This is a genomic window from Variovorax sp. LjRoot130 (genome assembly GCF_964253755.1).
Lineage (GTDB): Bacteria > Pseudomonadota > Gammaproteobacteria > Burkholderiales > Burkholderiaceae_C > Variovorax.
In genome coordinates this window covers 4,117,920-4,143,618 of record NZ_CAXURM020000001.1, presented here as the reverse complement: position 1 = coordinate 4,143,618, position 25,699 = coordinate 4,117,920, and the positions used below count along the sequence as shown (strand labels likewise).

At 66.8% G+C, this 25,699-nt stretch carries 30 protein-coding genes; 18 read left to right on the top strand and 12 right to left on the bottom strand.

The window, feature by feature from the left end:
- Positions 1–6 precede the first annotated feature (6 nt).
- From ACSQ86_RS20725 to ACSQ86_RS20715, 3 genes are read left to right on the top strand one after another with little or no spacing between them, the layout of a single operon-like run.
- A complete protein-coding gene (locus tag ACSQ86_RS20725; protein WP_436309516.1) occupies positions 7–987 on the top strand; it encodes a hydroxymethylglutaryl-CoA lyase in 981 nt (326 codons plus the stop codon).
- Positions 984–1,364, top strand: a complete 381-nt coding sequence (locus tag ACSQ86_RS20720) for a VOC family protein (RefSeq protein ID WP_093102899.1) — start codon at positions 984–986, stop codon at positions 1,362–1,364. Before ACSQ86_RS20725 ends, ACSQ86_RS20720 begins: the two co-directional genes overlap by 4 nt.
- A gap of 44 nt (positions 1,365–1,408) precedes the next feature.
- Positions 1,409–2,377: a Bug family tripartite tricarboxylate transporter substrate binding protein gene (locus tag ACSQ86_RS20715; protein WP_436304869.1), complete on the top strand. Its 969-nt coding sequence runs from the start codon at positions 1,409–1,411 to the stop codon at positions 2,375–2,377.
- 47 nt (positions 2,378–2,424) lie between these two features.
- On the opposite strand, the gene ACSQ86_RS20710 is transcribed toward ACSQ86_RS20715, so the two are convergent.
- Together ACSQ86_RS20710 and ACSQ86_RS20705 are read right to left on the bottom strand one after the other, a co-directional pair.
- Complete coding sequence (locus tag ACSQ86_RS20710) at positions 2,425–3,222, bottom strand: DUF1266 domain-containing protein (RefSeq protein WP_436309515.1); 798 nt, start codon at positions 3,220–3,222, stop codon at positions 2,425–2,427.
- A 119-nt stretch (positions 3,223–3,341) separates the two neighbouring features.
- Positions 3,342–3,707, bottom strand: a complete 366-nt coding sequence (locus tag ACSQ86_RS20705; RefSeq protein ID WP_436304867.1) for a bleomycin resistance protein — start codon at positions 3,705–3,707, stop codon at positions 3,342–3,344.
- A gap of 502 nt (positions 3,708–4,209) precedes the next feature.
- Here ACSQ86_RS20705 and ACSQ86_RS20700 point away from each other — a divergent pair.
- The 4 genes from ACSQ86_RS20700 to ACSQ86_RS20685 all read left to right on the top strand — a co-directional run bounded on the left by ACSQ86_RS20700 (position 4,210) and on the right by ACSQ86_RS20685 (position 6,381).
- A complete protein-coding gene (locus tag ACSQ86_RS20700; RefSeq protein WP_436309514.1) occupies positions 4,210–4,605 on the top strand; it encodes a VOC family protein in 396 nt (131 codons plus the stop codon).
- An 88-nt stretch (positions 4,606–4,693) separates the two neighbouring features.
- Positions 4,694–5,083, top strand: a complete 390-nt coding sequence (locus ACSQ86_RS20695) for a GFA family protein (RefSeq protein ID WP_436309513.1) — start codon at positions 4,694–4,696, stop codon at positions 5,081–5,083.
- A 60-nt stretch (positions 5,084–5,143) separates the two neighbouring features.
- Complete coding sequence (locus tag ACSQ86_RS20690; RefSeq protein WP_436309512.1) at positions 5,144–5,755, top strand: GNAT family N-acetyltransferase; 612 nt, start codon at positions 5,144–5,146, stop codon at positions 5,753–5,755.
- 218 nt (positions 5,756–5,973) lie between these two features.
- On the top strand, positions 5,974–6,381 hold the full coding sequence (locus ACSQ86_RS20685; protein WP_436304864.1) for a hypothetical protein: 408 nt from the start codon (positions 5,974–5,976) through the stop codon (positions 6,379–6,381).
- Positions 6,382–6,525: 144 nt separating this feature from the next.
- Here the strand turns inward: ACSQ86_RS20685 and ACSQ86_RS20680 are convergent, their stop codons facing one another.
- Positions 6,526–6,849 carry a hypothetical protein gene (locus ACSQ86_RS20680; protein WP_436309511.1) on the bottom strand — a complete coding sequence of 108 codons (324 nt, stop codon included), beginning with the start codon at positions 6,847–6,849 and terminating at the stop codon, positions 6,526–6,528.
- A gap of 446 nt (positions 6,850–7,295) precedes the next feature.
- Between ACSQ86_RS20680 and ACSQ86_RS20675 the strand changes: the two genes are divergently transcribed.
- From ACSQ86_RS20675 to ACSQ86_RS20665, 3 genes are read left to right on the top strand one after another with little or no spacing between them, the layout of a single operon-like run.
- Positions 7,296–7,682, top strand: a complete 387-nt coding sequence (locus ACSQ86_RS20675) for a RidA family protein (protein ID WP_436309510.1) — start codon at positions 7,296–7,298, stop codon at positions 7,680–7,682.
- A 29-nt stretch (positions 7,683–7,711) separates the two neighbouring features.
- Positions 7,712–7,939: a hypothetical protein gene (locus ACSQ86_RS20670; protein ID WP_436304860.1), complete on the top strand. Its 228-nt coding sequence runs from the start codon at positions 7,712–7,714 to the stop codon at positions 7,937–7,939.
- Positions 7,940–7,954: 15 nt separating this feature from the next.
- On the top strand, positions 7,955–8,791 hold the full coding sequence (locus tag ACSQ86_RS20665) for a class I SAM-dependent methyltransferase (RefSeq protein ID WP_436304859.1): 837 nt from the start codon (positions 7,955–7,957) through the stop codon (positions 8,789–8,791).
- 3 nt (positions 8,792–8,794) lie between these two features.
- Here ACSQ86_RS20665 and ACSQ86_RS20660 read toward each other — a convergent pair whose 3' ends face one another.
- A complete protein-coding gene (locus ACSQ86_RS20660; protein WP_436290928.1) occupies positions 8,795–9,271 on the bottom strand; it encodes a DUF2147 domain-containing protein in 477 nt (158 codons plus the stop codon).
- Between the two features lie 225 nt (positions 9,272–9,496).
- On the opposite strand from ACSQ86_RS20660, the gene ACSQ86_RS20655 reads away from it, so the two are divergent.
- From ACSQ86_RS20655 to ACSQ86_RS20630, 6 genes are all read left to right on the top strand, one after another.
- Positions 9,497–9,898, top strand: coding sequence for a surface-adhesin E family protein (locus ACSQ86_RS20655; protein ID WP_436306330.1), 402 nt, complete (start codon positions 9,497–9,499; stop codon positions 9,896–9,898).
- A gap of 114 nt (positions 9,899–10,012) precedes the next feature.
- A complete protein-coding gene (locus ACSQ86_RS20650) occupies positions 10,013–11,395 on the top strand; it encodes an amidase family protein (RefSeq protein WP_436304858.1) in 1,383 nt (460 codons plus the stop codon).
- 95 nt (positions 11,396–11,490) lie between these two features.
- Positions 11,491–11,667, top strand: a complete 177-nt coding sequence (locus ACSQ86_RS20645) for a hypothetical protein (RefSeq protein WP_436309509.1) — start codon at positions 11,491–11,493, stop codon at positions 11,665–11,667.
- A 28-nt stretch (positions 11,668–11,695) separates the two neighbouring features.
- Entirely contained in the window at positions 11,696–12,250 is a 555-nt protein-coding gene (locus tag ACSQ86_RS20640) for an N-acetyltransferase family protein (protein ID WP_436309508.1), read from the top strand.
- Positions 12,247–13,671, top strand: a complete 1,425-nt coding sequence (locus ACSQ86_RS20635; protein ID WP_436309507.1) for an 8-oxoguanine deaminase — start codon at positions 12,247–12,249, stop codon at positions 13,669–13,671. The genes ACSQ86_RS20640 and ACSQ86_RS20635 overlap by 4 nt, the downstream gene beginning before the upstream one ends.
- 112 nt (positions 13,672–13,783) lie before the next feature.
- The gene (locus ACSQ86_RS20630) at positions 13,784–15,283 is read left to right on the top strand and encodes a PhoX family protein (RefSeq protein WP_436304854.1); all 1,500 of its coding nucleotides are present in this window, start codon (positions 13,784–13,786) and stop codon (positions 15,281–15,283) included.
- 46 nt (positions 15,284–15,329) lie between these two features.
- Here ACSQ86_RS20630 and ACSQ86_RS20625 read toward each other — a convergent pair whose 3' ends face one another.
- From ACSQ86_RS20625 to ACSQ86_RS20595, 7 genes are all read right to left on the bottom strand, one after another.
- Complete coding sequence (locus tag ACSQ86_RS20625) at positions 15,330–15,791, bottom strand: hypothetical protein (RefSeq protein ID WP_436304853.1); 462 nt, start codon at positions 15,789–15,791, stop codon at positions 15,330–15,332.
- A gap of 297 nt (positions 15,792–16,088) precedes the next feature.
- Positions 16,089–16,502: an acyl-CoA thioesterase gene (locus ACSQ86_RS20620; protein WP_093102924.1), complete on the bottom strand. Its 414-nt coding sequence runs from the start codon at positions 16,500–16,502 to the stop codon at positions 16,089–16,091.
- Between the two features lie 23 nt (positions 16,503–16,525).
- Positions 16,526–17,509 (bottom strand): Bug family tripartite tricarboxylate transporter substrate binding protein, encoded by a 984-nt coding sequence (locus ACSQ86_RS20615; RefSeq protein ID WP_436290934.1) that lies wholly within the window; start codon positions 17,507–17,509, stop codon positions 16,526–16,528.
- Positions 17,510–17,529: 20 nt separating this feature from the next.
- On the bottom strand, positions 17,530–19,137 hold the full coding sequence (locus ACSQ86_RS20610; protein WP_436304852.1) for an indolepyruvate oxidoreductase subunit beta family protein: 1,608 nt from the start codon (positions 19,135–19,137) through the stop codon (positions 17,530–17,532).
- A gap of 16 nt (positions 19,138–19,153) precedes the next feature.
- On the bottom strand, positions 19,154–21,307 hold the full coding sequence (locus ACSQ86_RS20605) for a thiamine pyrophosphate-dependent enzyme (RefSeq protein ID WP_436290936.1): 2,154 nt from the start codon (positions 21,305–21,307) through the stop codon (positions 19,154–19,156).
- Positions 21,308–21,326: 19 nt separating this feature from the next.
- Positions 21,327–21,944: a c-type cytochrome gene (locus tag ACSQ86_RS20600; RefSeq protein WP_436290937.1), complete on the bottom strand. Its 618-nt coding sequence runs from the start codon at positions 21,942–21,944 to the stop codon at positions 21,327–21,329.
- On the bottom strand, positions 21,944–23,137 hold the full coding sequence (locus ACSQ86_RS20595) for a PQQ-dependent sugar dehydrogenase (protein WP_212733615.1): 1,194 nt from the start codon (positions 23,135–23,137) through the stop codon (positions 21,944–21,946). The genes ACSQ86_RS20600 and ACSQ86_RS20595 overlap by 1 nt, the downstream gene beginning before the upstream one ends.
- A gap of 86 nt (positions 23,138–23,223) precedes the next feature.
- On the opposite strand from ACSQ86_RS20595, the gene ACSQ86_RS20590 reads away from it, so the two are divergent.
- Positions 23,224–24,135, top strand: coding sequence for a LysR family transcriptional regulator (locus ACSQ86_RS20590; protein ID WP_436304851.1), 912 nt, complete (start codon positions 23,224–23,226; stop codon positions 24,133–24,135).
- A 106-nt stretch (positions 24,136–24,241) separates the two neighbouring features.
- Positions 24,242–24,841, top strand: a complete 600-nt coding sequence (locus tag ACSQ86_RS20585; RefSeq protein WP_436304850.1) for an ORF6N domain-containing protein — start codon at positions 24,242–24,244, stop codon at positions 24,839–24,841.
- Between the two features lie 152 nt (positions 24,842–24,993).
- On the opposite strand, the gene ACSQ86_RS20580 is transcribed toward ACSQ86_RS20585, so the two are convergent.
- The gene (locus ACSQ86_RS20580) at positions 24,994–25,539 is read right to left on the bottom strand and encodes an Rrf2 family transcriptional regulator (protein ID WP_436304849.1); all 546 of its coding nucleotides are present in this window, start codon (positions 25,537–25,539) and stop codon (positions 24,994–24,996) included.
- Between the last annotated feature and the right edge of the window lie 160 nt (positions 25,540–25,699).

The following is a 25,699-nucleotide window of genomic DNA, read 5'->3' as shown; positions in this document are numbered from 1 at the left end:
AAGAACATGAACACCGGCAACGGCACGCGCCTCCTCGTCAACGAGGTCGCCACGCGCGACGGCTTCCAGATGGAAAGCCGCTTTATTCCTACGGAAGACAAGATCGCGCTGGTCGATCGGCTCAGCGGCCTCGGCTACGCGAAGATCGAGGTCACTTCATTCACTTCGCCCAAGGCCATTCCCGCCCTGCGCGACGGCGAGGAGGTGATGATGCGCATCGCGCGCCAACCTGGCGTGGTCTACACCGCGCTGGTGCCCAACCTGCGCGGCGCCGAGCGTGCGCTCGACAGCCACGTCGACGAGTTCAACATCGTCATGTCGGCGAGCGAAAGCCACAACCTCAGCAATCTGCGCATGACGCGCGAGCAGTCCTTCTCGCAGCTGTCGGATGTGATCGCGCTGGCGCGGCAGGCCGCGGTGCCGGTCAACGTGTCGCTGTCCTGCGTGTTCGGCTGCCCCATGGAAGGCGAGGTGGCGCTTTCCACGGTGCTGGGCTGGATCGAGCGCTTCGCCGCGCTGAACGTGCGCGGCATCACCCTGTGCGACACGACCGGCATGGCTTATCCCACCCAGGTGCAGGCCGTCTGCGCCGCCGCGTCGGAGCGCTTCCCGGCGCTGGACTTCACCGCCCATTTCCACAACACGCGCGGCATGGGGCTCGTCAACACCGTGGCGGCAGTCGAGGCGGGCATCCGCCGCCTCGACATGTCGCTCGGCGGCGTCGGCGGCTGCCCCTATGCGCCGGGTGCGACCGGCAACGTCGCGACCGAGGACGTGGTCCACATGCTGCAGTGCATGGGCTACGACACCGGCATGGACCTCGACGGCCTGATCGGCGCCGCGGCGCAGCTCGAAGACCTGGTGCAGCACGAACTGTCGAGCCAGGTGTCGCGCGCCGGCCATCGCCTGACGCGCCATGCGCCGCCGGCGGATTTCGACGACATCGTTGCGCGCGCGAAGGCGCGCGAAGAAAAGGAGCAAGCATGATCGACCATCTGGACCACCTGGTGCTCACCACCGCCAACGAGGAAGCCTGCGTGCGCTTCTATGTCGAGGTGATGGGGATGTCGCTCGAGACCTTCGGCGGCGGCCGCAAGGCCTTTCGCTTCGGCAACCAGAAGATCAACCTGCATCTGAAGGGGCACGAGTTCGAGCCCAAGGCAGAGGTGCCGATGCCGGGCGCGCTGGACCTGTGCTTCATCGCCGCGGTGCCGCTCGACGCAGTCATCGCGCGCCTGAACGAGAAGCAGGTGCCGATCCTCGAAGGGCCGGTGATGCGCACCGGCGCCACTTCGCGCATCCGCTCCGTCTACCTGCGCGACCCCGACCTGAATCTCATCGAGATCTCGGAGCTCGCGCCCTGAAGGGCCGGGCGCCGCGACACGTTCACACACTACAGGAGACAAACATGAAACCTCTTCGCTGCCTTCTCGCAGCCTGCCTTGCCTTGGCCGCCGCCGCATCGCACGCCGACACCTGGCCCTCGAAGCCGATCACCATGATCGTGCCGACTGCGCCCGCCGGCTCCACCGACATCATGGCGCGCATGGTCGCCGATCCGCTGCAGCGCGCGCTGGGCCAGCCGGTGGTGGTCGACAACAAGCCGGGCGCCAGCGGCAACATCGGCGCCGAGGCCGTGGCCCGCGCCGCGCCCGACGGCTACACGCTCCTGATGCAGTACTCGGGCTACCACGTCGGCAACCCTTCGCTGTTCCAGCAGATGAAATGGAGTCCGACCAAGGACTTCGTTCCGGTCGCGCTGGTGATGCGCGCGCCGCACGTGGTGGCCGTCAGCGGCAAGCTGCCGGTGAACTCGATGAAGGAGCTCGTCGAGTACGGCCAGAAGAAGGGCGGCGGCGGCCTTTTCTATGCCTCCTCGGGCAACGGCTCGATCCAGCACATCGCGGGCGAACTGCTCTCGCGCCAGGCCAAGCAGCCGATGACCCACGTGCCCTACAAGGGTTCGGGTCCGGCGATCAACGACCTGATCGCGGGCAACGTCGACATGTTCATCACCACGCCGCCTTCGGTCATCGGCCACATCGCGAGCGGAAAGCTCAAGGCGCTGGCCTACACCGGCAGCAAGCGGCACCCGTCGATGCCCAATGTGCCGACCTCGGCCGAGGCGGGCTTCCCGGGCTACGAGGTCGAGTCGTGGTTCGCCGTCTTCGCGCCGGCCAAGACGCCGCCCGAGATCGTCGCCAGGCTCAGCACCGAGATTCGCAAGATCGTCGAAAGCGAAGCCTTCCGCAAGAAGGTCGACGACCAGGGCGCCTTCGCGGTCTACATGGACCCGCCGGCGCTCGGCAAGTTCGTCGACCAGGAACTGGCCCTGTGGTCGCGCGTGATCAAGGCGGCGGACATCAAGGCGGACTGAGCAGCAGGCGAAGAAGCTCGCTCGCGACATCTCCTTGGCCGGAGCGCTCAGTGGAGCGGCAGGTCTTTGTACGGGCTGCGCGGGTCGCTGAACAGCATCGCATTCGTGCGCACCAGCGCTTCCTGCCGTGCTTCCGAATAGTTCCAGATCAGGCCGGCTGCCACATAGGCAGCGCTGACCTGGGCCCAGTTGCCGTAGGCGGCGCGCACCGGCCCGACCAGCCCGGAGGCAAAGCCCGTGAACTCGCCGCGGTCGATGTAGCCCAGGTCCACCGCCCAGCGCGACAGGCTGGCCAGCCGCACGGCGTCCCATGCGACCAGGTCGGTGATCTCCGCGGGCTGTACCCCCAGCGGCTTGCGCAGATCGTCCATCCAGTCACTGTAGGAACCCATCAAGGTGGCGATGTCGGCGACGCTCTTGCCGGTCTGGTTGGCAAAGGCCTCGTAGTCCAGCTCGCCCCGCAGTTTCAGCATGAACAGGCCGGGGAAGACCAGCGAGGCTACGGAGCGCAGCAGCAGAGGGGCGGACCGGTGGGCGGTGTCGAGCTTGACCAGGCCGTGCCACACGCCCCGGTATTTCTCGCGATGTCCCTCGTCGACGATCCAACGGGCCGTCTGCTCGAAGCTCTTGCGGTCCTGGACGCCCCACATGCCGGCGACACCTTCGCGCAGCGCCTCCGGGCTCTGGCCGGTCTCGACTGCGTTGACGAAGTTGCCGTTGAAGGCGGAGAGCGGCGCGCTCAACGCCACCAGCCATCGCTCCTCGGGCGAGCACCGGCTCTCGGTGGCGAAGTGAAGTTCGTCGTTGTCCATCAGCGCATGGCCGATCTGGTCCATCAAACCCATGGGTACTCCTGTTGCGAAGAAGTGATCGGCCGCGAGTCTATGCGCAGGACTGGCCTCTTGCCAGATCGAAAAAGGTTCACATGTCCATGGCCAACCGGCGACGCGCTCCGCGGCGCGCGTTACGGTGCGACAGGAGACTCTTGGCCGAACTTGATGAGATTGCCGTCCGGATCGATCACATAAAGCTCGTCCATGCCCCAAGCCGTGCGGACCACGCCTTGGATCGAAGGCAACTGGGCACTGAGCTCCGTGTGCACAGCGGCGATGTCCGCGACGCGGATGTAGCACGAGGTGTTCTCAGCGATGTGCTTGTCGTCGCAGGCCCAGAAGTGCAACTCCGTTTCGCCGCGCATTGCCATGCCATAGGAAAAGTCCTCGAAGTGCCGCGTTTGGAAGCCGAGCACGTTCTTGTAGAAATCCAAAGTGCGTGCCAGATCGAGTGAGGCGAGTACTGGGATTGCCTTGCCGAAGCTTGCTTGATTCATTGCGAGGTCCAGTTCCTTGATGAAGCAATTGTGCGATGGCTGGTCTGGCGTCTGCTGAAGTCCGGGCGCGTCGCCAAGTCCTACACGGCGATCCCATCGACGACGGCGCGACCATGAAGCGCAGCAGCTATGCTCGAATGCCAACGATAGAAGGACCACGCCATGAAGAAGCTAGTCGCTGCACTTCTCGCAACAGCCATGCTCGGGGGCTGCGTTGTCTACCCCGACGGTCCGGGATATCCCGGTGGCGGATACGGGAAACAATGCCCGCCGGGACAGGCAAAAAAGGGCAACTGCTAATCCCGGCTTCGCCCTCGGCCCGGCTCGGCACGAATGGCCAAGGGCAATCGCCCTTCGCGACATCGCCAGAGTCCGGCCGACCGCCCGTATTCCTTGGTAGCCTCTGGCCCTTCTGGCCGGGCGCACGGTAGGACGGCCCTCGGCCAGGAGCAGACGGTCGCAAGTGGATGCCGGGACACGTCTTAGGCGCTCATTTTTCAGCATGGGAGTTCTGATGCCTGTACCCAGTGACCTGCGCCCCTTTGCGTACGTGCTCGCGGTGCCCGACCTCGAGCGAAATACGGCGTACTTCCGTGATGCACTCGGCTTCAGCGTCCAGTGGGGAGGCCGGTCGGACTGGCAACTGGTTTGCAGGGGGAGTGTCAGCGTCATGCTCGGTCACTGTCCAGACGCGCTTCTGCCCTCGGCGACAGGCGACCACAGCTACTTTGCTTACCTGCATGTCGACGATGCGCAGGCGCTGCACGACGAGTGGGTCGGTCGAGGGGCTATCGTGATACATCCACCCATCGACCGAGACTGGGGTATGCGTGAGTTCGCCGTCACTACGCCTGACGGACATCGACTTATGGTCGGGCAAGTGCTGCCGGCGGACTGAGGCCGATCACTGCCGCAATAGCAGCGCCGCGCAACACCACTTCGCTGGCCGCTGGATGGCATGATGGCGAAACCAGCGAGGTACAGCCATGACTGATCACCAGACTTACTTGGGCAGCTGTCACTGCGGAAGAGTCAAGTTCGAACTGCAAGCCACGGTCGCATACGCCATGGAATGTAATTGCTCCCTTTGTCGTCGCAAGGGTGCGCTGTGGCATGGCGCGTCAGACAAGACTCTGCGTATTGTTTCAGGTGAACAGGATCTGACCCTGTACCAGTTCGGAACGTTGACCGCCAAGCACTACTCCTGCAGGCATTGCGGCATTTCGCCGTTCACTCGTCCGCGGCTGGACCCGGCTCGATGGGCCGTCAACCTCCGGTGCATCGATGCACTGGATCTCTCGTCGCTCGAGATTCGAAAATTCGACGGCGTGAACTGGGAAGAGGCGGCGAAAGCCATTTATGCGAAACCGAAATAGCGCCAAAGACGACCGTTCGCGGGCCAAGACCGGACATTCCCTCGCTCCTCCCAGTGCCAGATGACCCGTGAAATTCCAGAACTGCAGACACCGCGGCTTCGTCTTAGGGCGTGGCGAGACGAGGACCTGCCTCTTTTCGCGGAACTGAACGCTGACGAGCAGGTGAACCAGTACCTGCTCGGCCCGCTCACGCGAACGCAAAGTGACGCACTCGTCGGACGCATCACCGAGCACTTCCTCCGTGAAGGCTTTGGCTTCTGGGCGGTCGAAGCGCCGGGCGTCGCCAGCTTCATCGGAATGGTCGGCATTGCGATCCCCAGCTACACGGCACCTTTTGCACCGTGCGTCGAAGTGGGCTGGCGCTTGGGTTGCCAGTACTGGGGGCAAGGCTTCGCCACCAAGGCAGCTCGAGCAGCCCTGGAGTTCGGTTTCGAAAGCGTTGGCCTATCGGAAATCGTGGCGCTTACCGTGCCCGGCAACGCGCGTTCTCGTGCGGTGATGTCCAAGCTCGGGATGACGCGAACGGCCTCCGATGACTTCGAGCATCCACTTGTCCCTGCCGGTCACCAGCTGACAAGGCATGTCCTATATCGCTTGTCCAAAGAAGCATGGCTACGGACGCGCGGGCGCGCCGAAGAATTTGAGCGCACCGCTGCTCGAACAGGTCCGTGAGCTGCTGGTCCTGAGCATCGGCCTGTCGGCCTCGCTCCCCTGAAACTTTAGACTTCAGGCCCTGCAGCACACCGGAACGTGAATCAGCCCCCACCGCCCAGATTCGCGAGAAACGAACTCTTTCAGCGTAGGACCGAACCGCGATTTGCCGGCATGCCTGCGCTGCCGACCCTACGATAGCGCCCGGAGTCTAGTGAGAACTCCCAGGAGGTTCGGCCATGGATCATCGCGATGAGGGCCTCGAGATGGTGCCTCGCAATCTGGATGCCTGTCCTACGGGATCTTGCGCCCCGAAGGATCGAACGACGCTCGCGGCGGCGAACTTGCTTCGCCAAAACGGTAGCGCAGACATCCCCCCTTCCATGATCGACAAGCCTTGGTCACCCGCAAACGATGCAGAAGCGCAGCAAGCTGCGCTGAGGTCCATCCTGTTCAAGCATTGGGACGTAATCAAGGCCGAAGGCATCACGGCATCGCAGTTTGTCGACTTCCTGCAGCCACTTGCCGACCTCGACGGAATCACTGTCTCATATATTGACGGCGACGAAGATAACAACGAACGCGTGTACGACCACCGCCGCAGAGAGCCCGACGTTCACAGCCCGCGTTCGCAGGCTATCCCGTAGAAAAAACTGTCCAAAGAAGGCGCTGAACTTCGCGCTCGACGACCAGGGTCGCGTCCTGGATCGGGAGCGACTTCCTCGGACTGCGAACGCAGCCAGTGATCGGACGGCTTCCGTGCGCGCAGGCAGGGGCAAGCACAACGCCCCCTAGGGCCCCGTCTTGGTGGTCTTGCAGTTCTTCTGATCAGCGATCACGTCCGATAGATAGCTGACCGTACCCTCGCCTGCGACGCGATCAATTCTCAAATCGGCACGACCGGCTTCCTCTTGCCACTTGAGCTCAGTGTCGGAGATCGTGCATGGCTGCCCGTTGCAAGTTCGTGCGTCCAGGTCAATGCGGTTCGTTTTGTCGTCAAGCTGACCCAAGCGCTTGTGCCAATACTCACATTTCACTTCAAGCTTCTCGGCGCTCACCGTGGGCACCCCAAATGCCAGCACTGCGACCGTCAACAAAACCCGAGCGTTAGTCATTGAGGCCTCCTTAGCGCTTTGTAGATCGGCCATAGCCCGACGGGCACACGATCAGTCTAGTCATGAGTCGCGAGCGACGCAAAAGCCGTAGTCGAGGGCGACGATGCGTAGCTTCGAGCGGCTACAGTCGGCCCCGTGCACACGAAGTGGACTGAAGCGAGCAGGCCGTTGCCGCGACCGCAGAAGCTCGAGTTCGATGGGCATTCATGATGGACTTCCTCGCGCATGGGTGCGGAGCCAGTTTGCCTGCCCGAAGGCGGCCTTGACATCCTCCATCTTGGGCTTGCGTTGGAGCGCGGACCTGCAAAATACTGGACGATCACCCAGGGCGGCCCCGAGCCGGATGCTTTCGCTTCAGTTCGGAATCACCATGGCTACCGACGCTAAGCTCGGCCGCATGGCGAGAAACATCGAAAGCACCGCGTGAATGGAAAGGACGAATCCCGATGACGGTGATCCAGCACAACCCGGAGGGCGTGTTTCCTCCCTACCGCTGCTACAGCCATGCCATGGAGATCGGGGGCGATTCGCGCCTTCTGGTCATCAGCGGACTCAACGGCTACCTCGCAGACGGGATCACCATGCCCGAGTCCTTCGAGGAGCAGGGCGATCTGATCTGGACCCACATGGGGACCATCCTGCGATCGGCCGGCATGGACTACCGGGACCTGGTCTCCGTTCGCACCTACCTGGCCGCGCCCGAGTTCGACGAGGCGAACGTGCGCCTGCGCGTCAAATACCTGGGCGACCATCGCGTGTCGCTGACGGTGGTCTGTTCGCAGTTGCTCGATCCGCGCTGGAAGCTCGAGATCGAGGCAATGGCTGCAAAATAGCCGGTATCGCGCTCTTTCAGGAGACACCCGTGGCCGTTGCTCCCCGCGCCCAGCCGGAAGACTTCTTCAGCACCGAGGAATGGCAGGCGCTGACCGCGCGCTCGTCGTGGAGAGGGCTGTGGGTGGTGGCGCACTGCTGGGCGGTGATCGGTGCGGCGATGGTGGCGCACCGGTTGCTCGAGCGCCGGGGTGTGACCGCACGAATGGAAACGCAGCCCGGCTACGCGAGCGTGCTGACGCTGGCCGCGGCCGCCTGAACCCGGCTTCGCGCGATGGCAGTGACCACCGAGAAAGTCACTCTCACCCGGGAGAAAGAAACCCTCCTCATCACGCTCTATGCCAAGGGCGAGGAGAGTCGGCTGCCCGATTCGCTGCTGCACGACCACTTCGCGGCCGAGGCAATGAGCCGCATCGACTACGACTTTTCCAAACTGCAGGTCAGTCGCGACGACATGATCGGGCTTGCGATGCGCGCCCACATCCTCGATGGCTGGACCCGCGAATTCATTGCGAAGTATCCGAGAGCGACGGTGCTGCATCTGGGCTGCGGCCTGGACAGCCGCGTGTTCCGGATCAACCCGCCGCCCACCATCCGATGGATCGACGTCGACTATCCGGAGGTCATCGCGCTGCGCCGGCGCCTCTATCCGGAGCGCGAGAACTACGCCCTGATCGGCGCGTCGGTCACCGAGCCCGGCTGGCTGGCCTCGGTGCCCTCGTACCGTCCGGCCATGGTCGTCGCCGAAGGGCTTTTCATGTACCTCGCCGAAGACGCGGTGCCGCAACTGCTCGCGCGGCTCACGCGGCATTTTCCGGGCGGCCATGTGGCCTTCGACAGCTTCAGCCGGCTCGGCCTGCAACTCGTGCGCTACCACCGGTCGGTGCGAGCCACCGGCGCCACCCTGCGCTGGAGCATCGACGATCCGCACGAGCTCGAACGCCGCATCCCCAAGATGAAACTGCTGACCGATCTGACGGCCTATGGCCCGAGCGGCTATGACCCGCAGCAGATCGCCAGGATGTCGTGGCCGGCGCGGATGGCGGTGCGGGTGTTTGCCATGGTCCCGCCCCTGGGCAGGCTCGGCCGGCTGCTGCGCTACAGCTTCTGAGGGTCATTGCGCGGCGACCACGCGCGACCAGCGCTGCGTCTTGCCGAAGAGCGGAATGCCGACATACGCGTGCAGCACCAGTTCGCCCGCGGGCTGCTCGGCGGTGCTGACCGTCATGTGGCAGCGGTAGGTCTTGCCGTTCTCGCGGTTGTAGATCTCGCCGCTCCATTCCGTGGGCGGCCGGGCGGCATCGCCGCCGTCGACCGGCGCGAAATCGCGCAGGATCGTCATGCCCAGCGCGGGGCGTGCATCGGCGGCTTCCATGGCCGCGCCCTCGCGGCTCATGGAGCGGTTGCCCAGCACCTGGGTGACCGTGCCGCAAAGTGCGGCGCCGCAGGGCGCGACCTCGACTTCGAGGTTGCCGTTGGCGGTGATCCAGCGGCCGCGCGGGTCGGCAGCCGCGGCGGGTTGCGCAGCTGCGTGCATGACGGTCAAGGCCAGGCTCAGTGCGAGAAAGGCAGGGCGGGAGAAGAGAGTCATGTCGGGCTCCGGAGTGTTGGAAGACGAGGGTTATTGGAGAGTGCGGTCGTATCGCGCGTGTGTCTCCCGCGAGGCGTTTCGTCACCTTGCATGTCCAGCCGGCCCCCAGACAAAGAGCGATACAAACGCGCATCGCGAGGGCTACGTGTTCTGCGCCGAAGCCCACGCGGCCCTAGAATCGTTACGGTCATCGACAGCAAAGGATTCGGTGTGAGAAGGTGGTTTGTGTTGCTCGCCCTGACTCCTGCCGCCGCGCAGGCCCAGACCGCTTGGTTCACTGTGACAGGCAATCCGGACGATGCCTCCGTCAACACGGTCCAGGTCGACCCGGTGGCGATCAAGACCGCGGGTGACTTCAAGACCATGCACGTGCGCGTGAGCCGCTCGGAGCCGCGGATCAACTGGGACGGCGTTCCCTACCGCTCCTACGAGTCGCGGGTTGTCTTCGATTGCCGGGCCGGCAAGGCCAGCTACCTGTACGCGAGCTACTACCTGGAGCCGCTGTGGCAGGGCGCGTCGCACAAGACCGTGGACTATGTGGGCAATCCGCGTCCCATGCTGTTTCGCAACATCGAGCCGAATCCCACCCAGCGCATCGTCCGCGCGGCCTGTCGCCCCAGCATCTAGGCAGCACACCCCGAACTGCGCAAGATTCGTCAAGCGCAGCGCAAGAGGGATCAAGCCGGACAGCGAAGGCCGGCGCACCATGGGGCCATGTGCGACTCATCCGGCAGGCGACCCATGGACTACTACCAAAGCACTCGCGAAACCGCCGCCGCCCTGCAGGCGCGGCAGGTGTCGGCCGTCGAACTGCTCGAGCGGTCGATTGCGCGCATCGAGCGCTTCGACCGCCAGATCAATGCCGTCGCCGTGCGCGACTTCGAACGCGCGCGTGCCGCGGCACAAGCGGCCGATGCGGCGCTGGCGCGCGGCGAGCGGCGTCCGCTGCTGGGCGTGCCGTTCACCGTCAAGGAGGCCTTCAACGTCGCGGGCCTGCCGACGACCTGGGGCATTTCCGGCACCGGGAAGGCGCTGGCGCCCGAGGATGCGGTGGTGGTCCGGCGCCTCAAGGCCGCGGGTGCCGTGCTGATCGGCAAGACCAACCTCGCGCTGCATCTGGCGGACTGGCAGAGCGACAACCCGCTCTACGGCTTCACGCGCAATCCCTGGGACGAGGGCCGCACGCCCGGCGGCTCGTCCGGCGGTTCGGCCGCGGCGCTGGCGGCAGGCTACGTGTCGCTCGAATTCGGTTCGGACCTGGCCGGGTCGCTGCGCGTGCCGGCGCATTGCTGCGGCATCTTCGCGCACAAGCCGACGCACGCCCTGGTGCCGATGCGCGGCTTCGCGCCGCCGGGCACGCCTGTGCTGTCGGTGAGCGCCGATGTCGATCTTGCCGTGGTCGGCCCCATGGCCCGGAGCGCGGGCGACCTGGCGCTGGCGCTCGACCTCACGGCCGGCCCGGACGATGACCGGGCCGCGGCCTGGCGGCTCGCGCTGCCGGCCGCGCGCCACGGCGCGCTGGCGGATTTCCGCGTGCTGGTGCTCGACACCCATCCGCAACTGCCCGCTTCGCAGGCCGTGCGCGCCGCGCTGGACCGCATGGCGGAGCGGCTCGCCAAAGCCGGCTGCAGGATCGCGCGCACGAGTCCGCTGCTGCCGGACCTGGCGCGGCTGGCCGCCACCTGGGGCACGCTGGTGGAGGCCCTGGTCGGCGCCGACATGCCCGATGCCGACTCGATCAGCCATCGCGATTGGGTGCATGCCGACCGCGCACGTGCCGTCTTCGCGCACCAGTGGCGGCAGTTCTTCGTGGAATTCGACGTGATCCTCTGCCCCGTGCTGCCCACCACCGCATTTGCGCACGACCACGGCGAGATGGAGAAGCGGCGCATCGTGGTCGACGGGCAAGCGATCCCCTACGGCGCCCAGTCGGTCTGGGCCAGCGTCGCCACGCTCACCGGCTTGCCGGCGACCGCGATGCCGATCGGGCTGGCCGAAGACGGCCTGCCGGTCGGCATGCAGATCGTCGGGCCGTACCTCGAGGACCGCACGACCCTTGCCTTTGCCGAACTGGTGGAGCGCGAGTTCGGCGGCTTTGTTGTGCCGCCGGGATTCGAGGGCTGATCCGGCATCGCGTCACGGCCGTTACACGTTCATCTGGTGGAATCACGGCCACTCCGCAACCCGGTAAGAACCAAGTGATGGTGAGGCAGCCAATCGTGAATCAATCTTCGGCGTGCGTGGACGCGTCCTTCGAACAGTGGACGCGCCTGACGGACGCCTATGCCAAGCAGTTCTTCCTGCTGCAGCGCGGCGTCCGCTCCGCGCGCGCCGAGGCCATGCGGCTGGCCCAGGAGCTTCAGCGCGTCAACCAGGCGATGCAGAGCGGCGCCTAGGGAGATCCGCGACCCGCACAATGGGTCCATGAAATCCGCAGCCCCCGCGCACATCGAACCGGCCGCGCTGGCGCACTGCCGCGAGATCGCGGAAGTCCACGTTCTTTCCTGGCAGCAGGCCTACGCCGGACTGATTTCCGCCGAGTATCTGGCGGGGCTCTCGGTCGACGGGCGCGAGACCGCTTGGCGCGAGGCCGTGGTCAAGGGCGCGCCGCAACTGCTCGTGGCCATGGCCGACGGCCGGGTGGCGGGCTTCGTCGCCTTCGGCCCTTCGCGCGACAAGGACGCGGCGCCCGGCACTGCCGAGGTCTGGGCGCTCTACCTGGCGCCCGCCTGCTGGTCGCAGGGCACCGGCCGTGCGCTGTGGCTCGCCGCGCTGGAGCGCATGCGTGCCGAGACCTGCACCTCGGTCAGCCTGTGGGTGCTGGCCGGCAACGAGCGCGCCCGGCGCTTCTATGCCGCCGCGGGCTTCACGCCGGACCCGGCCGCGGCGCGCGAGTTCACGATCGGCGGCGCGCGCGTGAGCGAGCTGCGCTATGTTCTGGCGCTGATGCCGGCGCCGCCGGATGGAAACATGACATGAGCACCTCCGCGACACCACCACGCCCACGCCCCTTGATCCTGCGCCATGCCGAGGTGCTGGTCACCATGGACGCCGCGCGGCGCGAGATCGCCGACGGCGCGGTGGTGATCGAAGGCCCCGCGGTCGCCTGGGTGGGCGCTACGGCCGAGTTGCCCGCAGCCTACGTCGATGCGCTGCGAAGCGGCCAGGCTGAAGCCATCGACCTGCACGGCCACGTCGTGATGCCCGGCCTGGTCAACACGCACCACCACATGTACCAGAGCCTCACGCGCGCCGTGCCCGAGGCGCAGGACGCCGAGCTCTTCGGCTGGCTCACGAATCTCTATCTGCTGTGGGCCCGGATCACACCCGAGATGATCCGCGTCTCCACGCAGACCGCGATGGCCGAGCTGATGCTCTCGGGCTGCACCACCACCAGCGACCACCTCTATCTCTTTCCCAACGGCTCGCGCCTCGACGATTCGATAGCGGCGGCCGAGGCGATGGGCATGCGCTTCCATGCCGCGCGCGGCAGCATGAGCGTGGGCAGGAGCCTCGGCGGCCTCCCGCCCGACGAGCTGGTCGAGAGCGAGGAGGCGATCCTCGCCGACAGCGAACGGCTCATCGGCCGGTACCACGACGCGGGGCGCCATGCGATGCGCCGCATCGTGCTCGCGCCCTGTTCGCCGTTCTCGGTCTCGCGCGAGCTGATGCGCCTGTCGGCGGAACTCGCGCGCGAGCGCGGCGTCTCGCTGCACACGCACCTGGCGGAGAACGACAACGACGTCGCCTACTCGCGCGAGAAGTTCGGCATGACGCCGGCCCAGTACGCCGAAGACCTCGGCTGGGTCGGCCGCGACGTCTGGCACGCGCACTGCGTGAAGCTGGACGAGGCGGGCATCGCGCTCTTCGGCCGCACCGGCACCGGCGTGGCGCACTGCCCCTGTTCCAACATGCGGCTCGCCTCGGGCATCGCGCCGATCGGCGCCATGCGCCGCGCCGACGTGCCGGTGGGCCTGGGCGTGGACGGCAGCGCCTCCAACGACGGCGCCCACCTGCTGGGAGAGGCGCGCCAGGCCATGCTGCTGCAGCGCGTGGGCTACGGCCCCGCAGCCATGACGGCGCGCGAGGCGCTGGAGATCGCCACCCTTGGCGGCGCCCGCGTGCTGGGCCGCGACGACATCGGTGCGCTGGCGCCCGGCATGTCGGCCGACATCGTGGCCTTCGATCTGCAGGACGTCGGGCATGCCGGCGCGGGGCACGATCCGGTGGCGGCGCTGGTGTTCTGCCAGCCGGGCTCGGTGGCGCTGAGCGTGATCAACGGCCTTGTCGTCATCCGCGAAGGGGCGTTCGAGAAGCTCGAACTGAAACCCCTGCTGGCGCGGCACCGCAAGCTGGCGCGTGCGCTGTTCGAACGTGCGCGTCATCCGCATATTGCATAGGCAGGCGCTCAGTGCCGTTTCAGTTACCTGATTGCACTCGCGACAGCCGCTGTAACGGCGCTGACACCGCGACACTCTCCAATGCGGGAACCCCACACCCCCAGGAGCTCTCATGTCGTTAAATTCCCGCCGCGGTTTTCTGCGCGGCTCGACTTCGGTTGCGGTCCTCTCGTTCATCGGCACCATGCAGGCGCTGCAGGCTCGAAACGCCAACGCCGCCACCGGCAGCACCGGCCTCGTCGCCAGCCCGTACGGTCCAGTCGCGCCGGCGCTCGACGAAGCCACGGGCCTGCCGCTGCTGCAGCTGCCTGAAGGCTTCGCCTACCGTTCCTACGGCTGGACCGGCGACCAGATGGACAACGGCCAGCCCTGCCCGAGCAACCACGACGGCATGGCGGTGATCGCCTCGTACGGTCGCGGCAACAGCGTCGACGTGGTGCTGGTGCGCAACCACGAGCGCGGCCAGTCGACGAGCCTGATCCAGGCGCCGGCAATGTACGACACCGCCTCGAGCAGCGTGAACGGCCGATTTGCCGGCGGCGGAACCACCAACCTGCGCTTCAAGGGCCGCCAGTGGCTCGGCATGGAGGCGAGCCTGGGCGGCACCCTCACCAACTGCGCCGGCGGCCCCACGCCCTGGGGCACCTGGCTCACCTGCGAAGAGACCGGCAGCAATCTCGAGTCGCAAGGCGGCAAGAAGCACGGCTACGTGTTCGAGGTGCGCGCCAACGCGGCCGAGACGACGGGCAAGCCGATCGTCGCGATGGGCCGGTTCAGCCACGAGGCCGTCGCCGTCGACCCGAAGACGCGCTTCGCCTACCTCACCGAGGACAACCGCAACAAGTCGGGCTTCTATCGTTTCATCCCCAGCGATGCGAGCGGCCGCCCGGGCAGCTATGAAGCGGGCGGCAAGCTGCAGATGGCCAAGGTGGTCGGCAAGGCCAACGCCGACCTCAATGTCGCCTCGACCGGTGACACGCACAGCCTCGAATGGGTGGACATCGCCGATCCCGATGCGAACCCGGCGTCGATTGCGCTGCCCGGCTTTGTGGGCACCACTCCGGTGGCCGGCCCGTTCGCGCAGGGCTGGGCGCAAGGCGGCTTGCGCATGGCGCGCGGCGAAGGCATCTGGTATCGCGACGGCAAGCTGTTCATCGTCGACACCGCCACCGGCGTGAACGCCGCCGGCGCGGGCGGCAACGGCGAAGGCGCGGTGTGGGAGTACGACCTGGCCACGGGCATGCTCAAGGCGGTCTTCGTGTCGCTCGACGCGGTGGCCGCCAACAACCCCGACAACATCACGATCAGCCCGCGCGGCGGCGTGCTGCTTTGCGAGGACGGCGGCGGCGTCGACGACCAAGGCCAGGGTCGCATCGAGCGCCTGGTCGGCCTGACGCCCGACGGCGCCAGCTTCGTGTTCGCGCGCCACAACGTGAACCTCGGCGCCGATCAGATCGCTTCGGCCGGCAAGATGGTCGCGCCGGGCGACTACCGCAGCAGCGAGTTCTGCGGAGCCTGCTTCGATCCGGCGGGCAAGGTACTGTTTGTGAACGTGCAATCGCCCGGTATCACGTTCGCGATCTGGGGGCCTTGGGCACGCGGCCCGCTTTGATGCCGCTATCCGGCTTGGCGCGGAGCTGTTCGCGCCTGCTCGCAACTCACTCGAGGTAATCGAGAAACAGCGGCGTCACTTGCTGGAGAAACGAGACCTCCTGCGCGTCGATGCTGCGAGGCTCCAGATCGAAATGGATGAACGTGCCATAGGGCGTCCCGGAATCGCGTATCAGCAACCGCCCGTAGTACGACTCGACAAGACCGACATAAGGGCGGTAGCTCATCAAGGACTTGTCTTTGGAGACGTGGCTGGTCGTGAATTCGCCCTCCTCGATCGCGTGTTGGCAAAAGCTCTTGTCCAGGGGAACGGCTTTCAACCAGGTGCGGTATTCAGAGGAGCGATCGAAGACGTGCTCTGCCCGCAATGCATTGCCGCTCAACTTGTAGATGGCCGTGTATCGGTACTGCGTCCTGTCATTGAGCAGCGCCAATGCGCGGCGAATTCCATGGGTGGCTAGAACACTGCGAACCGCTGCTGTTTGCGCAGTCAAGTCAATCTCGGGCATTGGGGATCAAAGTTAGGCGAAGTGCGCAGCTCTTGGCGGGGGTCGTCGACACGGATTTTATTGACGTCCCCAAAGACCTGGGGGGCCAGGGGATGAATTCCCTCGCTCTGCCCAAGCGATTGACCGTCGAGGGGCCGAGTCTGGCGTTGTCGGGTATTCGTTTTGCAGTTTAGGCGGCACATCCGCGGCAGCGAATGGCCAAAACGATGAATCCGATTGGCACGAAATCATTACGCGAGGCCCATGCGCTTGGCGCAGTGGCCGAGCGCATCCGTCTGCTTGAGCTGGGCGCGGGGCCTACTCGCAGAGCCGTCGGATCTCCGGCGGGATCGGCACCGCGCGGATGCCGCCGCCTTCGCGCGTGGCGGCGAAGATGCGCACCTCTTCGCATTCGAGGATCAGATCTTCGCCGCGCTTCATGCGGTAGGTCTGCAGGAAGCTCTTGTCGCGCCACTCGGGAATGGCCACCGCGATCGACAGCGTGTCGCCATAGCTCGCGCTCTTGACGAAGCGCGTGTGGGTATCGACCAGCGGCGTGCCGATCACGCCGAGGGTCTGTGCCGTCTCTTCCCAGCGCGGCACGCCGCGCTCGGCAAAGAAGTGGCGCGAGGCCGCATCGATCCAGCGGAAGAAATTGGGAAACCAGACGATGCCGGCCGGGTCGCAGTCCCCGAACTCGACGCGCACGGTGTAGATGACTTGGGGGCTCATGCGGTGAAGGCTCAGGCGGGGTTCTAGTCCGCAAGTATCTTGCGCTCGCGGATGATGGCAGCGAAGCGCGTGGAATCCGCTGCGATGCGCTCCTGAAAAGCGGCCGGCGTGCCGGGCAGCGCTTCGCCGCCCAGGCTGGCGATACGTTCCCTGACTGCCGGCATCGCGAGGATGCGGTTGATCTCGCGGTTGAGCCGGGTCACGATCTCGGGCGGCGTTCGGGCCGGCGCGTAGAAGCCGAACACCGTGTCGGCATCGAAGCCCTTGAGGCCGGCTTCGTCCAGCGTCGGCACATCGGGGAACAGCGGCGAGCGCTTGGGGCTGCCCACGGCCAGCAGGCGCAGCTTGCCGGCGCGCACCTGGGCGAGCCCGATGCCCGGGTCGAAGTAGTAGTCGAGCTGGCCGGCCAGCAGGTCCTGCAGCGCCGGCGCCGCGCCGCGGTAAGGCACATGGACCGCGTACAGGCCCGTCTGGCTCTTGAACATCTCGCCCGCGAGGTGCGGCGAGCTGCCGGTGCCGGGCGAGCCGTAGGAGAGTTTGCCGGGGCGCTCCTTCACGTAGGCGATGAAGTCCTTGATGTTCTCCGGCGGCAGCGAGGGCTTGGTCACCAGGAACACCAGCACGCGCGCAGCCGCGGCGACCGGCATCAGGTCCTTGGCGGGGTCGAAGGCCATCTTCGGATAGATGTGCGGGTTGACCGACACCATGCCGCCCGAACTCATGAGCAGCGTGTAGCCATCGGCCGGCGCCCGCGCCGCGACCTCGCCGCCGATGTTGCCGTTGGCGCCGCCGCGGTTCTCGATCAGCACCGGCTGCCCGAGCGCTTCCTGCAGCGGCAGCGATACCGCGCGTGCGATCTGGTCGGCCGCGCCGCCGGGCGGGAAGTTCACGACGATCTTGATCGGCTTCGAAGGCCAGGCGCTGCCTTGCGCGTAGGCCGCGGGCGCCGCGGCGGCGGTGGCCAGCAGCAGGGCGAGCAGGGCGCGCCGGGATCTTGGTGTTGTCATCGTTCGTCTCCTCATGTTGTTCAGGGGGTCGCCGCCGGCGGGCGCTTCATCCAGCGGATCGGCTGCGCGATCACCGGCCTGGGCGGCGCGCCGTGGCGCACCAGCGTGGCGTCGAGCGCGGTGCCGGCCTCGTCGGCCAATGCCGCTTCGCGCGCCGCGGCGATCGCGGCCGCGCGCGCGGCCGGCGAGCCGTCGGGCAGCGGCGCCACGGCCAGATGATCGATCACGTGCAGCAGATTGCGCTTGCCGCGCTCGTTGGTGCTGCCGTAGCCCTTGATGAGCCGGCCGCACAGCGCGATGTCGTGGCCGAGACGCCAATCGGTGCGGGTGCCCTGCACGACGGCAGCCAGCCAGCGTTCGATCAGCGCCTGTTCTTCGGCGAAGCGGCTGCCGCGCTTGCGCAGCCAGCGCAGCGAGGCCAGCACGCGCAGCGAGGCCATGCCGGCGACCGAGTGGCTGCCGACCTTGAGCGGCAGGGCGAAGGGCGTCTTCCTTCGCCGGTCCCAGGCCGCGACGCGGTGCGCCAGCGAGGCCGGCAGCAGCGCCGCGAATTCGGGTGCGCCGGGCTTGAAGTGGTCATACACCTTGACGATGTCGTCCTCGCCGGCCTTGACCTCGTTGCGCACGCGCTGCGTGCGGCTGGCGCGGCTCTTGAGCTCGGCCACGCGCACGATGTCGTCGAAGGCCATCCACAGCGCGAGCCAGCGCGCCATCTCGCGCGTGACCGCGAAGCCGTTGGCGCCCGCAGGGTCGGACGCGCGCTCGGCGGCCAGCACCTGCTGCAGGCGTTCGAGGTAGAGCCCGGCATAGGCGTCGTCCTGGTAGTCGACGAGCCGTGCATGGCCGAGCGCGAGCATGTCGTGCACCGGCGGCGGGAAGGCGCGTGCCAACTCGGCGCTCAGCGTGGGCTGCACTGGCGCTTCGTCGCCTCCGCTCGACAGCAGTCGCGTCACCAGCGCGGCCTGCGCGCGCGGCATGCCGACGATGTCGAAGGCCTTCGCGAAACCGCGCAGGCTGGCCGTCGCCATCTTGTTGAGCTTCTCGGGCGCGCTGGTGTCGCCGCCGCGCACCACCTGCTCGTAGGCCTCGCGCGGGAACGGGAACAGCCCGCTGCCCGCGATCGCGCCGAGCATCACCGCGCTGACCACCGTGCCGGCCTCGCGCGCCGCGGTGCCCATGTCGAACACATGGTGCTCGCGGCTGAAGGCCTTGACCACATCGAGCAGCCGCTGGGCATCGGCGCGCCCGTCACCGGGCTGCATGCGCTCGGCCGTGGTCAGCGTGCGGCCCGAGGAGGTGATGACCAGCGTGCGCTGCGGTGCGCTCATGCCATTGCCGATCTGGCGCGTGGTCTCCAGCAGCTCCGAGGAGACGATGGCGTCGAGCGCGCCCGGCACCGGGCTCAGGCTGAACACCGGCCGGCGCCCGCCGAGTTCGGCCAGCGGCACCGGAAAGACCTCGATGTAGTAGGTGGTGGCGCCGGTGCGCTGCGCGACGCCGGGGATGGAGGTGCTCTGCGCGGCGTAGCCGGCATGACGCGCCGTATCGACCAGCCATTCGGTGAGCACGCCGCCGCCTTCGCCGCCGAGGGCGCAGACGAGCAGGGTGATGGGTTGGGTTCGGTTCATCGTGGTCATGTGGAGCTCACGCGGGTTGCAATGCGCGAACGATGGCACCGCGCAGCGAGTGCAGCAGCCGCTCGTGCCACTTCGGGTTCTGCACCACCTCGGCGCGGTAGAAGCTGGGACACAGCGTGGCCGCATGCGCGTTCTCGCCGCACAGGCCGCAGCCGACGCAGCCGTCGATCACCACCGCGACCGGGTCGACCTTGAGCGGATCGGGGTTGTCCTTGATGGTGAGCGTGGGGCAGCCCGAGAGCCGGATGCAGGCATGGTCGCCGTTGCACACGTCCTCGTCGACGCCGTACTTCACGCGCACCACGCGCTCGCCCTTCTTCAACAGGCTGGCGATCCAGGGCTTGATGCGGCGCTGCCGCTCGAGCTGGCATTCGCCCTCGGCGATGATCACCTTGAGGCCGTTGAAGTCGCTCGTGAAGGCGTCGTTGAGCGTCTTGCGCATCTTCTCGACGTGGTAGGTGTGCACGGTGCGCAGCCACTGCACGCCCAGGCCCTTGAGGGTCGATTCGATGGTCTGGTTCTTGTCGACCAGGCTCTGCTGCTTGTCGACCGCATGCGCCTTCATCTCGTCATCGGGCGTGGAGATGATGTCCTGCGTGCCGGTGGCCGAGGTGTAGCCGTTCTTGAAGATCAGGAGCACCGCGTCGTCGCCGTTGAAGAGCGCGCTCTGCACGCCGGTGAGCAGCCCGTTGTGCCAGAAGCCGCCGTCGCCCATGATCGACAGCGCCCGGCGCTGCATCATCGGCGACACGCCCGCGCGGCTCGCCAGGCTCATGCCGTAGCCCAGGATCGAGTGGCCCATCGAGAAGGGCTCGAAGGTGCCGAAGGCGTGGCAGCCGATGTCGGCCGCGATGTGCACCGGCCCGCTGTCCTGCTGCGCGAGCTTGAGCGCGGCGAACACGGGCCGCTCGGGGCAGCCGATGCAGAAGCTCGGCGGGCGGGCCGGCAGCGGCGCCTCGAGTTGCGTGGCCACCGCGGCGCGGCGGTCGCGGTTGCCCATGAGCCAGCCCTGGGCCGAGTCCTGTGCATGCTGCGGCAGGTAGCGTTGCGCGAACCGGCCGAGGCCGGTCGCCAGCACCTCGACGCCATATTCGCCGGCGGCCGGCAGCATGTCGCAGCCGTGCAGCGGCGTCTGGATGTCGCGCCGGCGCAAGAGCGTCGCGATCTCCTGCTCGATGTACTCGGGCTGGCCTTCTTCCACCACCAGCACCGCGCGCTTGCCCACGCAGAAGTCGGCCACCTGTTCGGGTACCAGCGGGTAGGCGACGTTGAGCACCAGCAGGGGAATGTCGGTCGCGCCGAAGGCGTCGGCCAGGCCGAGCTGCTGCAGGCTGCGGATCAGCGCGTTGTAGAGCCCGCCCTGCACCACGATGCCGAGGTCGGCATGCGTGCCGGGGATCAGCTCGTTGAGCTGGTTCTCGGCGATGTAGCGGCGCGCGGCCGGCAAGCGCTCGTCGCCCTTCAGCTTCTCGTGGCGGAAGGTGACGGGCGGATGCGCGAGCCGCATGTAGTCGAAGCCGGCCGGCTCTTCCATCAGCGCGCGCGTCGAGATCAGCGGCGGCAGGTTGTTCTTGCACTCGAAGCTGCCGCGCACGTGGCAGGTACGGATGCGCAGCTCCATCATGCAGGGCATGTTGGAGTATTCCGAGAGCCGGAAGCCGTGCTCCACCATGTTGACCATCACGCCCAGGTCGGGCCGCGGATCGAGCAGGCACATGCTGGACTTGAGCGCATAGGCATGGGTGCGCTCCTGAATGACGCTGGCGCCTTCGCCGTAGTCCTCGCCCACCACGATCAGCACGCCGCCCTTGACGCCGGGCGAAGACAGGTTGGACAGCGCATCGGCCGCCACGTTGGTGCCGACGATGGACTTCCAGGTTACGGCGCCGCGCAGCGGGTAGTGGATGGAGGCGCCGAGCATCGCCGCGGCGGAGGCCTCGTTGGAACAGGCCTCAACGTGCACGCCCAGCTCGTCCATGTAGGGCTTGGCCTGCACCATCACGTCGAGCAGGTGCGAGACCGGCGCGCCCTGGTAGCCGCCGACGTAGGCCACGCCCGACTGCAGCAGGCCCTTGGTGATCGCGAGGATGCCCTCGCCATGAAAGGTGTCGCCGGCGCCGAGGCGCAGGGCCTCGATCTCTTTGCTGAATGAAACTTCCAAAGGTCTTCTCTCGTGGGGATTACTTGCGGCCCGGGAAGCGGGCCAGGTAGTAGGCGAGGGTGTCCAGGTCCTCGTTCGGGATGCGGCCGACCGCCTCGGCCATGGCCATCGTGTAGCCGACGCGCTTGCCGGACTTGAATTCGCGCAGCGTGAGTTGCAGGTAGTCCTCGCGCTGCTGCGCGATGCGCGGAACCTGCTGGCCGCCGCTGAAATCGGCACCATGGCAGAACACGCATTTGTGTTCCTGCGCCAGGGCCTGGCCACGGGTCATGCGCGCCGCATCGGGCGGCGTCGCCGGTGCCGGCACAGGCACTGGCGGCAGCGTGGCGATGAAATCGGAGAAGCCGCGCAGGTCATCGTCCTTCATGGTCTTGGCCACCGCGGTCATGGCCTCGTTCGCGCGCCGGCCTTCGCGAAACAGGAACAGCTGCGTGATCGCGTAGAAGGAGTGCTGGCCGGCCAGCACCGGCGTGCCCGGCATCTCGCTGCGCCCGTTGGCGCCGTGGCAGGCCACGCACAGCGCCGCGTAGCGCTGCGCGTACGCGCCCGCCGAAGGGGCCTGGGCGCCGGCCGGCGCCGCGAGCCAGAGAAACGCTGTCGCTGCTGCCGTGAATGCGAAGGTTCGCGTTCCTCTCATCACTTGCCGTAGCTGATGCGGTAGATGGCGCCCGCGTGGTCGTCGCTCACCAGCAGCGAGCCGTCCTTCAGCACCAGGAAATCGGCCGGGCGCCCGAGGTAGCTGTTGTTCTCGACGAAGCCGGTCATGAAGGGCTCGACCTTGGCGCCGCCCTTGCCGTCGGGCCAGGCGACCGCGACGTCGGCGTACTTGATCGTGCGGTTCCACGGGCCGTGGCGGGCGATGAACATCGCGCCCTGGTACTTGGCCGGGAACATCTTGCCGCGGTAGAAGTTGAGGCCCAGCGAACCGGCATGCGGCCCGAGCAGCGCGGCGGGCTTCGTGTAGTCGCCGCAGGACTTGCCCCAGCCGAATTCCGGATCGGCGATGTTGCCCTGGTGGCAAAACGGATAGCCGAAGTGCTGGTTCGGCCCGGTGACGACGTTGAGCTCGTCGTTGGGCAGGTCCTCGCTCATCCAGTCGCGGCCGTTGTCGGTGAACCAGAGCCGGTCGGTCTTCGGGTCGAAGTCGAAACCCACCGTATTGCGCACGCCGCTCGCGATGGTCTCCATGCCGCTGCCGTCGAGGTTCATGCGATAGATCTTGGCGTACTCGCCGGGGTCGCAGATGTTGCAGGGCGCGCCGATCGCGAAGTAGAGCTTGTCCTTGTGGATGCGCAGGTACTTCCAGCTGTGGTCCTCGCCGCCGGGCAGCTTGTCGTAGAGCACGACCGGCGTGCCGGGGTTGTCCAGCTTCGAATCGATGTTGTCGTAGCGCAGGATCTGCTTGTGCGTGGCCAGGTAGAGCGCGCCCTTGTGGTACTCGAGGCCGGTGGCCTTCTCCATCTTGTCGATGATGGTCTTGACCTCGCGCGCGTTGCCCTTGGGAGTGATCGCATAGACCTTGTTGGCGACGAACAGCGTGCTCACGAACACGGTGTCGTTGGCGCCCTGGCGGAGTTCGCGGGCGTCGAGCACGCCCGAGGCCCAGGTCTCGACCTTGAAGCCCGGCGGCAGCTTGAACTTGGCGGTCGGCAGCTTGTCGGCCGGGGTCGGAATCGGGAAGGCCGGCACCGGCGCCATGCGCGTGGCGGCCTCGGTCTTCGGGCGGCCCTTGGCCCAACCCGGCTCTTCGGCGGGCGGCTGCTGGGCCGTGGCGGAGAGGGCGGCGCACAGCAGCGCGGCCATTGCACAGAACGAGCGGGTCTTCGGCATGGCGATGTCTCCTTTCTACGTTGTTCGAAGCGGCGAGTGTGGGACGCATGCGGCCCGGGTTCAATAAAATAATCGAGCTAAGCGACATGAATGCCATGCATATCGACACCATCGACCTGAACCTGCTGCGCCTGTTCGACGCCGTCTACCGCGCGCGCAGCGTGAGCCGCGCCGCCGATTCGCTCGGCCTCACCCAGCCGGCCGCGAGCCACGGCCTGGGCCGGCTGCGGCTGCTGCTGGAGGACGCGCTGTTCACGCGCACCGCCGGCGGCGTGGCGCCGACGCCGCGCGCCGAGCGGCTGGCGATCGCCGTGCAGTCGGCGCTCGGCACGCTGGAGGAGGCGCTCAACGAGCCCGACCGCTTCGAGCCCACGGCCTCGCGCAAGACCTTCCGCATCCACATGAGCGACATCGGCGAGGGCCGCTTCCTGCCCGCGCTGATGGCGCGCCTGGGCGAGCTCGCGCCCGGCGTGCGGCTGGAGACCCTGCCGCTCGCGCCGACCGAGATCGCGCCCGCGCTCGACAGCGGCCGCATCGACTTCGCCTTCGGCTTCCTGCCCAAGGTGCGCGACACGCAGCGCGTCCATCTGCTGAAGGACCGCTACATCGTGCTGCTGCGCAAGGGCCATCCTTTCACGCGCGGGCGGCGCAGCGGCAAAGCGCTGCTGGAGGCGCTGCAGAAGCTGGAGTACGTGGCGGTGCGCACGCATGCCGAAACGCTGCGCATCCTGCAACTGCTCAACCTCGAGGACCGCGTGCGCCTGACCACCGAGCACTTCATGGTGCTGCCGGCCATCGTGCGCGCCACCGACCTGGCGGTCGTGATGCCGCGCAACATCGCGCGCGGCTTCGCGGAAGAGGGCGGCTACGCCATCGTCGAGCCGGCCTTTCCGCTGCGCGACTTCACCGTGTCGCTGCACTGGAGCAAGCGCTTCGAGGCGGATCCGGCGAACAGCTGGCTCAGGGGGGTGATGAGGGAGTTGTTCGGGGAGGGGTGAGGCGGGCTTGCCGCTATGCTCGGACCTGCGCGATTTCAGACGGCAGGGAGTAAAGAAAAATGACTGTTGTCACCGGAAAGCGTTTGTCCGTTGTCAGGGCGGCCTCATGAGCGCCGCGGGGCCGTCGCTTGCGCTCGAAGCTATCACGCAGCGCATCTTCGTCTTGCGCGGGCAGAAGGTGCTGCTCGACAGCGATCTGGCCGATTTGTATGGCGTAGACACGCGCCGCCTCAATGAGCAGGTGCGCCGCAATCGAGAGCGCTTCCCGAAGGATTTCATTTTCGAGCTGACGCGTGAGGAGTACACCAGCTTGAAGTCGCAATTTGCGACATCAAGCTGGGGTGGCCGGCGCAAGTTGCCGCTGGCGTTCACGGAACACGGCGCGATCATGACCGCGACCTTGCTGAGCAGCCCGCGTGCGGTGGACGTATCGGTCTATGTGGTGCGGGCGTTTGTGCAATTGCGCGAACTGGCTCGCAGTCACGCAGACTTGGCCAAACGCCTCGATGCGTTGGAGGAAAAAACCGAGTTGATCGCGATGCAGCATGACGCCTTTAGTCGTAACACGCGCGTTCAACTGCGCCAGCTTTTCGATGCGTTGCGCGAACTTACCGCCCACCCTGAACCGCCGAAACGGACCATCGGATTTGTGCCGCCCCAGGAGAAGAAGAACGCGAAGAGTTCGCGAGGCAAAAGCAAGAGGTAGAGCCAAACCCGCCTCCTCAAGGCAGGTTCTCCCTGAAGATCACCGGGCTGCGCGTGCGCTCCACGCCGGCCAGCACCTCGCGCTGGTCGCGCAGGTTGGTGAAGATCGTGCTCAAGGGCGGGCAGATGGGGGGAGAGGCGTGTTCGAGCGTCTCACGAACGCTTCGTCGTCAGCATCCGCCCCAGCGCGAAGACCGAGTTGGGCGTGTCCGGAAGCAGTGGCTTGGCTCGCGCGGAAGAGGCCGGGGCCCGCCGCTCGGCCTGCTTGCTTTCGGGCTGCACGCCGCTCGCGATCTGTTCGTCGACCAGGCTTTGGAGTGTGACGGCATCGAGGAACTCGACGGCGCAACGGTTCACCGAGGCCCAGAGTTGGTCCGTCGCATAGCGGCTCGGGTGGCCGGGAGCTGCGGCTCGCCCTTGCTTCGCCGCCTCGGCGGCGGCAGGGTCGTCGATCGCAAAGATGATGTCCGCCACGCTGATGTCCGCAGCCTTGCGGCCGAGCGAGTAGCCGCCGCCGGGCCCGCGCGTCGACACCACCAGACCGTGGCGGCGCAGCTTGCCGAACAGCTGTTCCAGATGGGAGAGGGACACCTGCTGGCGGCGGCTGATGCTGGCCAGGTTGACCGGGTCCGCCTGTCCGTGGAGGGCCACGTCGATCATCGCGCTGACGGCGAAACGACCTCGGGTGGTGAGTCGCATCGAATGTTCTTCTTTCGTTTGCGTTCGACCCTTGGAGGCCGAAGTGTCCCGGCGGGACGTGGAGCGCGGATCTTAGCCGTCGGCTCGGCTGGCTCGCGCCTCGACCAAGGGTTTTCCCGGGCGTCACATACCGGCCCCCACATAGGCCATATGGGCACGA

Excerpts from the sequence above, each read along its gene's own strand:
- ACSQ86_RS20725 (WP_436309516.1), top strand. The coding sequence starts at position 7 with ATGAACACCGGCAACGGCACGCGCCTCCTCGTCAACGAGGTCGCCACG.
- ACSQ86_RS20720 (WP_093102899.1), top strand. The coding sequence starts at position 984 with ATGATCGACCATCTGGACCACCTGGTGCTCACCACCGCCAACGAGGAA.
- ACSQ86_RS20715 (WP_436304869.1), top strand. The coding sequence starts at position 1,409 with ATGAAACCTCTTCGCTGCCTTCTCGCAGCCTGCCTTGCCTTGGCCGCC.
- ACSQ86_RS20710 (WP_436309515.1), bottom strand. The coding sequence starts at position 3,222 with ATGGGTTTGATGGACCAGATCGGCCATGCGCTGATGGACAACGACGAA.
- ACSQ86_RS20705 (WP_436304867.1), bottom strand. The coding sequence starts at position 3,707 with ATGAATCAAGCAAGCTTCGGCAAGGCAATCCCAGTACTCGCCTCACTC.
- ACSQ86_RS20700 (WP_436309514.1), top strand. The coding sequence starts at position 4,210 with ATGGGAGTTCTGATGCCTGTACCCAGTGACCTGCGCCCCTTTGCGTAC.
- ACSQ86_RS20695 (WP_436309513.1), top strand. The coding sequence starts at position 4,694 with ATGACTGATCACCAGACTTACTTGGGCAGCTGTCACTGCGGAAGAGTC.
- ACSQ86_RS20690 (WP_436309512.1), top strand. The coding sequence starts at position 5,144 with ATGACCCGTGAAATTCCAGAACTGCAGACACCGCGGCTTCGTCTTAGG.
- ACSQ86_RS20685 (WP_436304864.1), top strand. The coding sequence starts at position 5,974 with ATGGATCATCGCGATGAGGGCCTCGAGATGGTGCCTCGCAATCTGGAT.
- ACSQ86_RS20680 (WP_436309511.1), bottom strand. The coding sequence starts at position 6,849 with ATGACTAACGCTCGGGTTTTGTTGACGGTCGCAGTGCTGGCATTTGGG.
- ACSQ86_RS20675 (WP_436309510.1), top strand. The coding sequence starts at position 7,296 with ATGACGGTGATCCAGCACAACCCGGAGGGCGTGTTTCCTCCCTACCGC.
- ACSQ86_RS20665 (WP_436304859.1), top strand. The coding sequence starts at position 7,955 with ATGGCAGTGACCACCGAGAAAGTCACTCTCACCCGGGAGAAAGAAACC.
- ACSQ86_RS20660 (WP_436290928.1), bottom strand. The coding sequence starts at position 9,271 with ATGACTCTCTTCTCCCGCCCTGCCTTTCTCGCACTGAGCCTGGCCTTG.
- ACSQ86_RS20650 (WP_436304858.1), top strand. The coding sequence starts at position 10,013 with ATGGACTACTACCAAAGCACTCGCGAAACCGCCGCCGCCCTGCAGGCG.
- ACSQ86_RS20640 (WP_436309508.1), top strand. The coding sequence starts at position 11,696 with ATGAAATCCGCAGCCCCCGCGCACATCGAACCGGCCGCGCTGGCGCAC.
- ACSQ86_RS20635 (WP_436309507.1), top strand. The coding sequence starts at position 12,247 with ATGAGCACCTCCGCGACACCACCACGCCCACGCCCCTTGATCCTGCGC.
- ACSQ86_RS20630 (WP_436304854.1), top strand. The coding sequence starts at position 13,784 with ATGTCGTTAAATTCCCGCCGCGGTTTTCTGCGCGGCTCGACTTCGGTT.
- ACSQ86_RS20625 (WP_436304853.1), bottom strand. The coding sequence starts at position 15,791 with ATGCCCGAGATTGACTTGACTGCGCAAACAGCAGCGGTTCGCAGTGTT.
- ACSQ86_RS20620 (WP_093102924.1), bottom strand. The coding sequence starts at position 16,502 with ATGAGCCCCCAAGTCATCTACACCGTGCGCGTCGAGTTCGGGGACTGC.
- ACSQ86_RS20615 (WP_436290934.1), bottom strand. The coding sequence starts at position 17,509 with ATGACAACACCAAGATCCCGGCGCGCCCTGCTCGCCCTGCTGCTGGCC.
- ACSQ86_RS20610 (WP_436304852.1), bottom strand. The coding sequence starts at position 19,137 with ATGAACCGAACCCAACCCATCACCCTGCTCGTCTGCGCCCTCGGCGGC.
- ACSQ86_RS20600 (WP_436290937.1), bottom strand. The coding sequence starts at position 21,944 with ATGAGAGGAACGCGAACCTTCGCATTCACGGCAGCAGCGACAGCGTTT.
- ACSQ86_RS20595 (WP_212733615.1), bottom strand. The coding sequence starts at position 23,137 with ATGCCGAAGACCCGCTCGTTCTGTGCAATGGCCGCGCTGCTGTGCGCC.
- ACSQ86_RS20590 (WP_436304851.1), top strand. The coding sequence starts at position 23,224 with ATGAATGCCATGCATATCGACACCATCGACCTGAACCTGCTGCGCCTG.
- ACSQ86_RS20585 (WP_436304850.1), top strand. The coding sequence starts at position 24,242 with ATGAGCGCCGCGGGGCCGTCGCTTGCGCTCGAAGCTATCACGCAGCGC.
- ACSQ86_RS20580 (WP_436304849.1), bottom strand. The coding sequence starts at position 25,539 with ATGCGACTCACCACCCGAGGTCGTTTCGCCGTCAGCGCGATGATCGAC.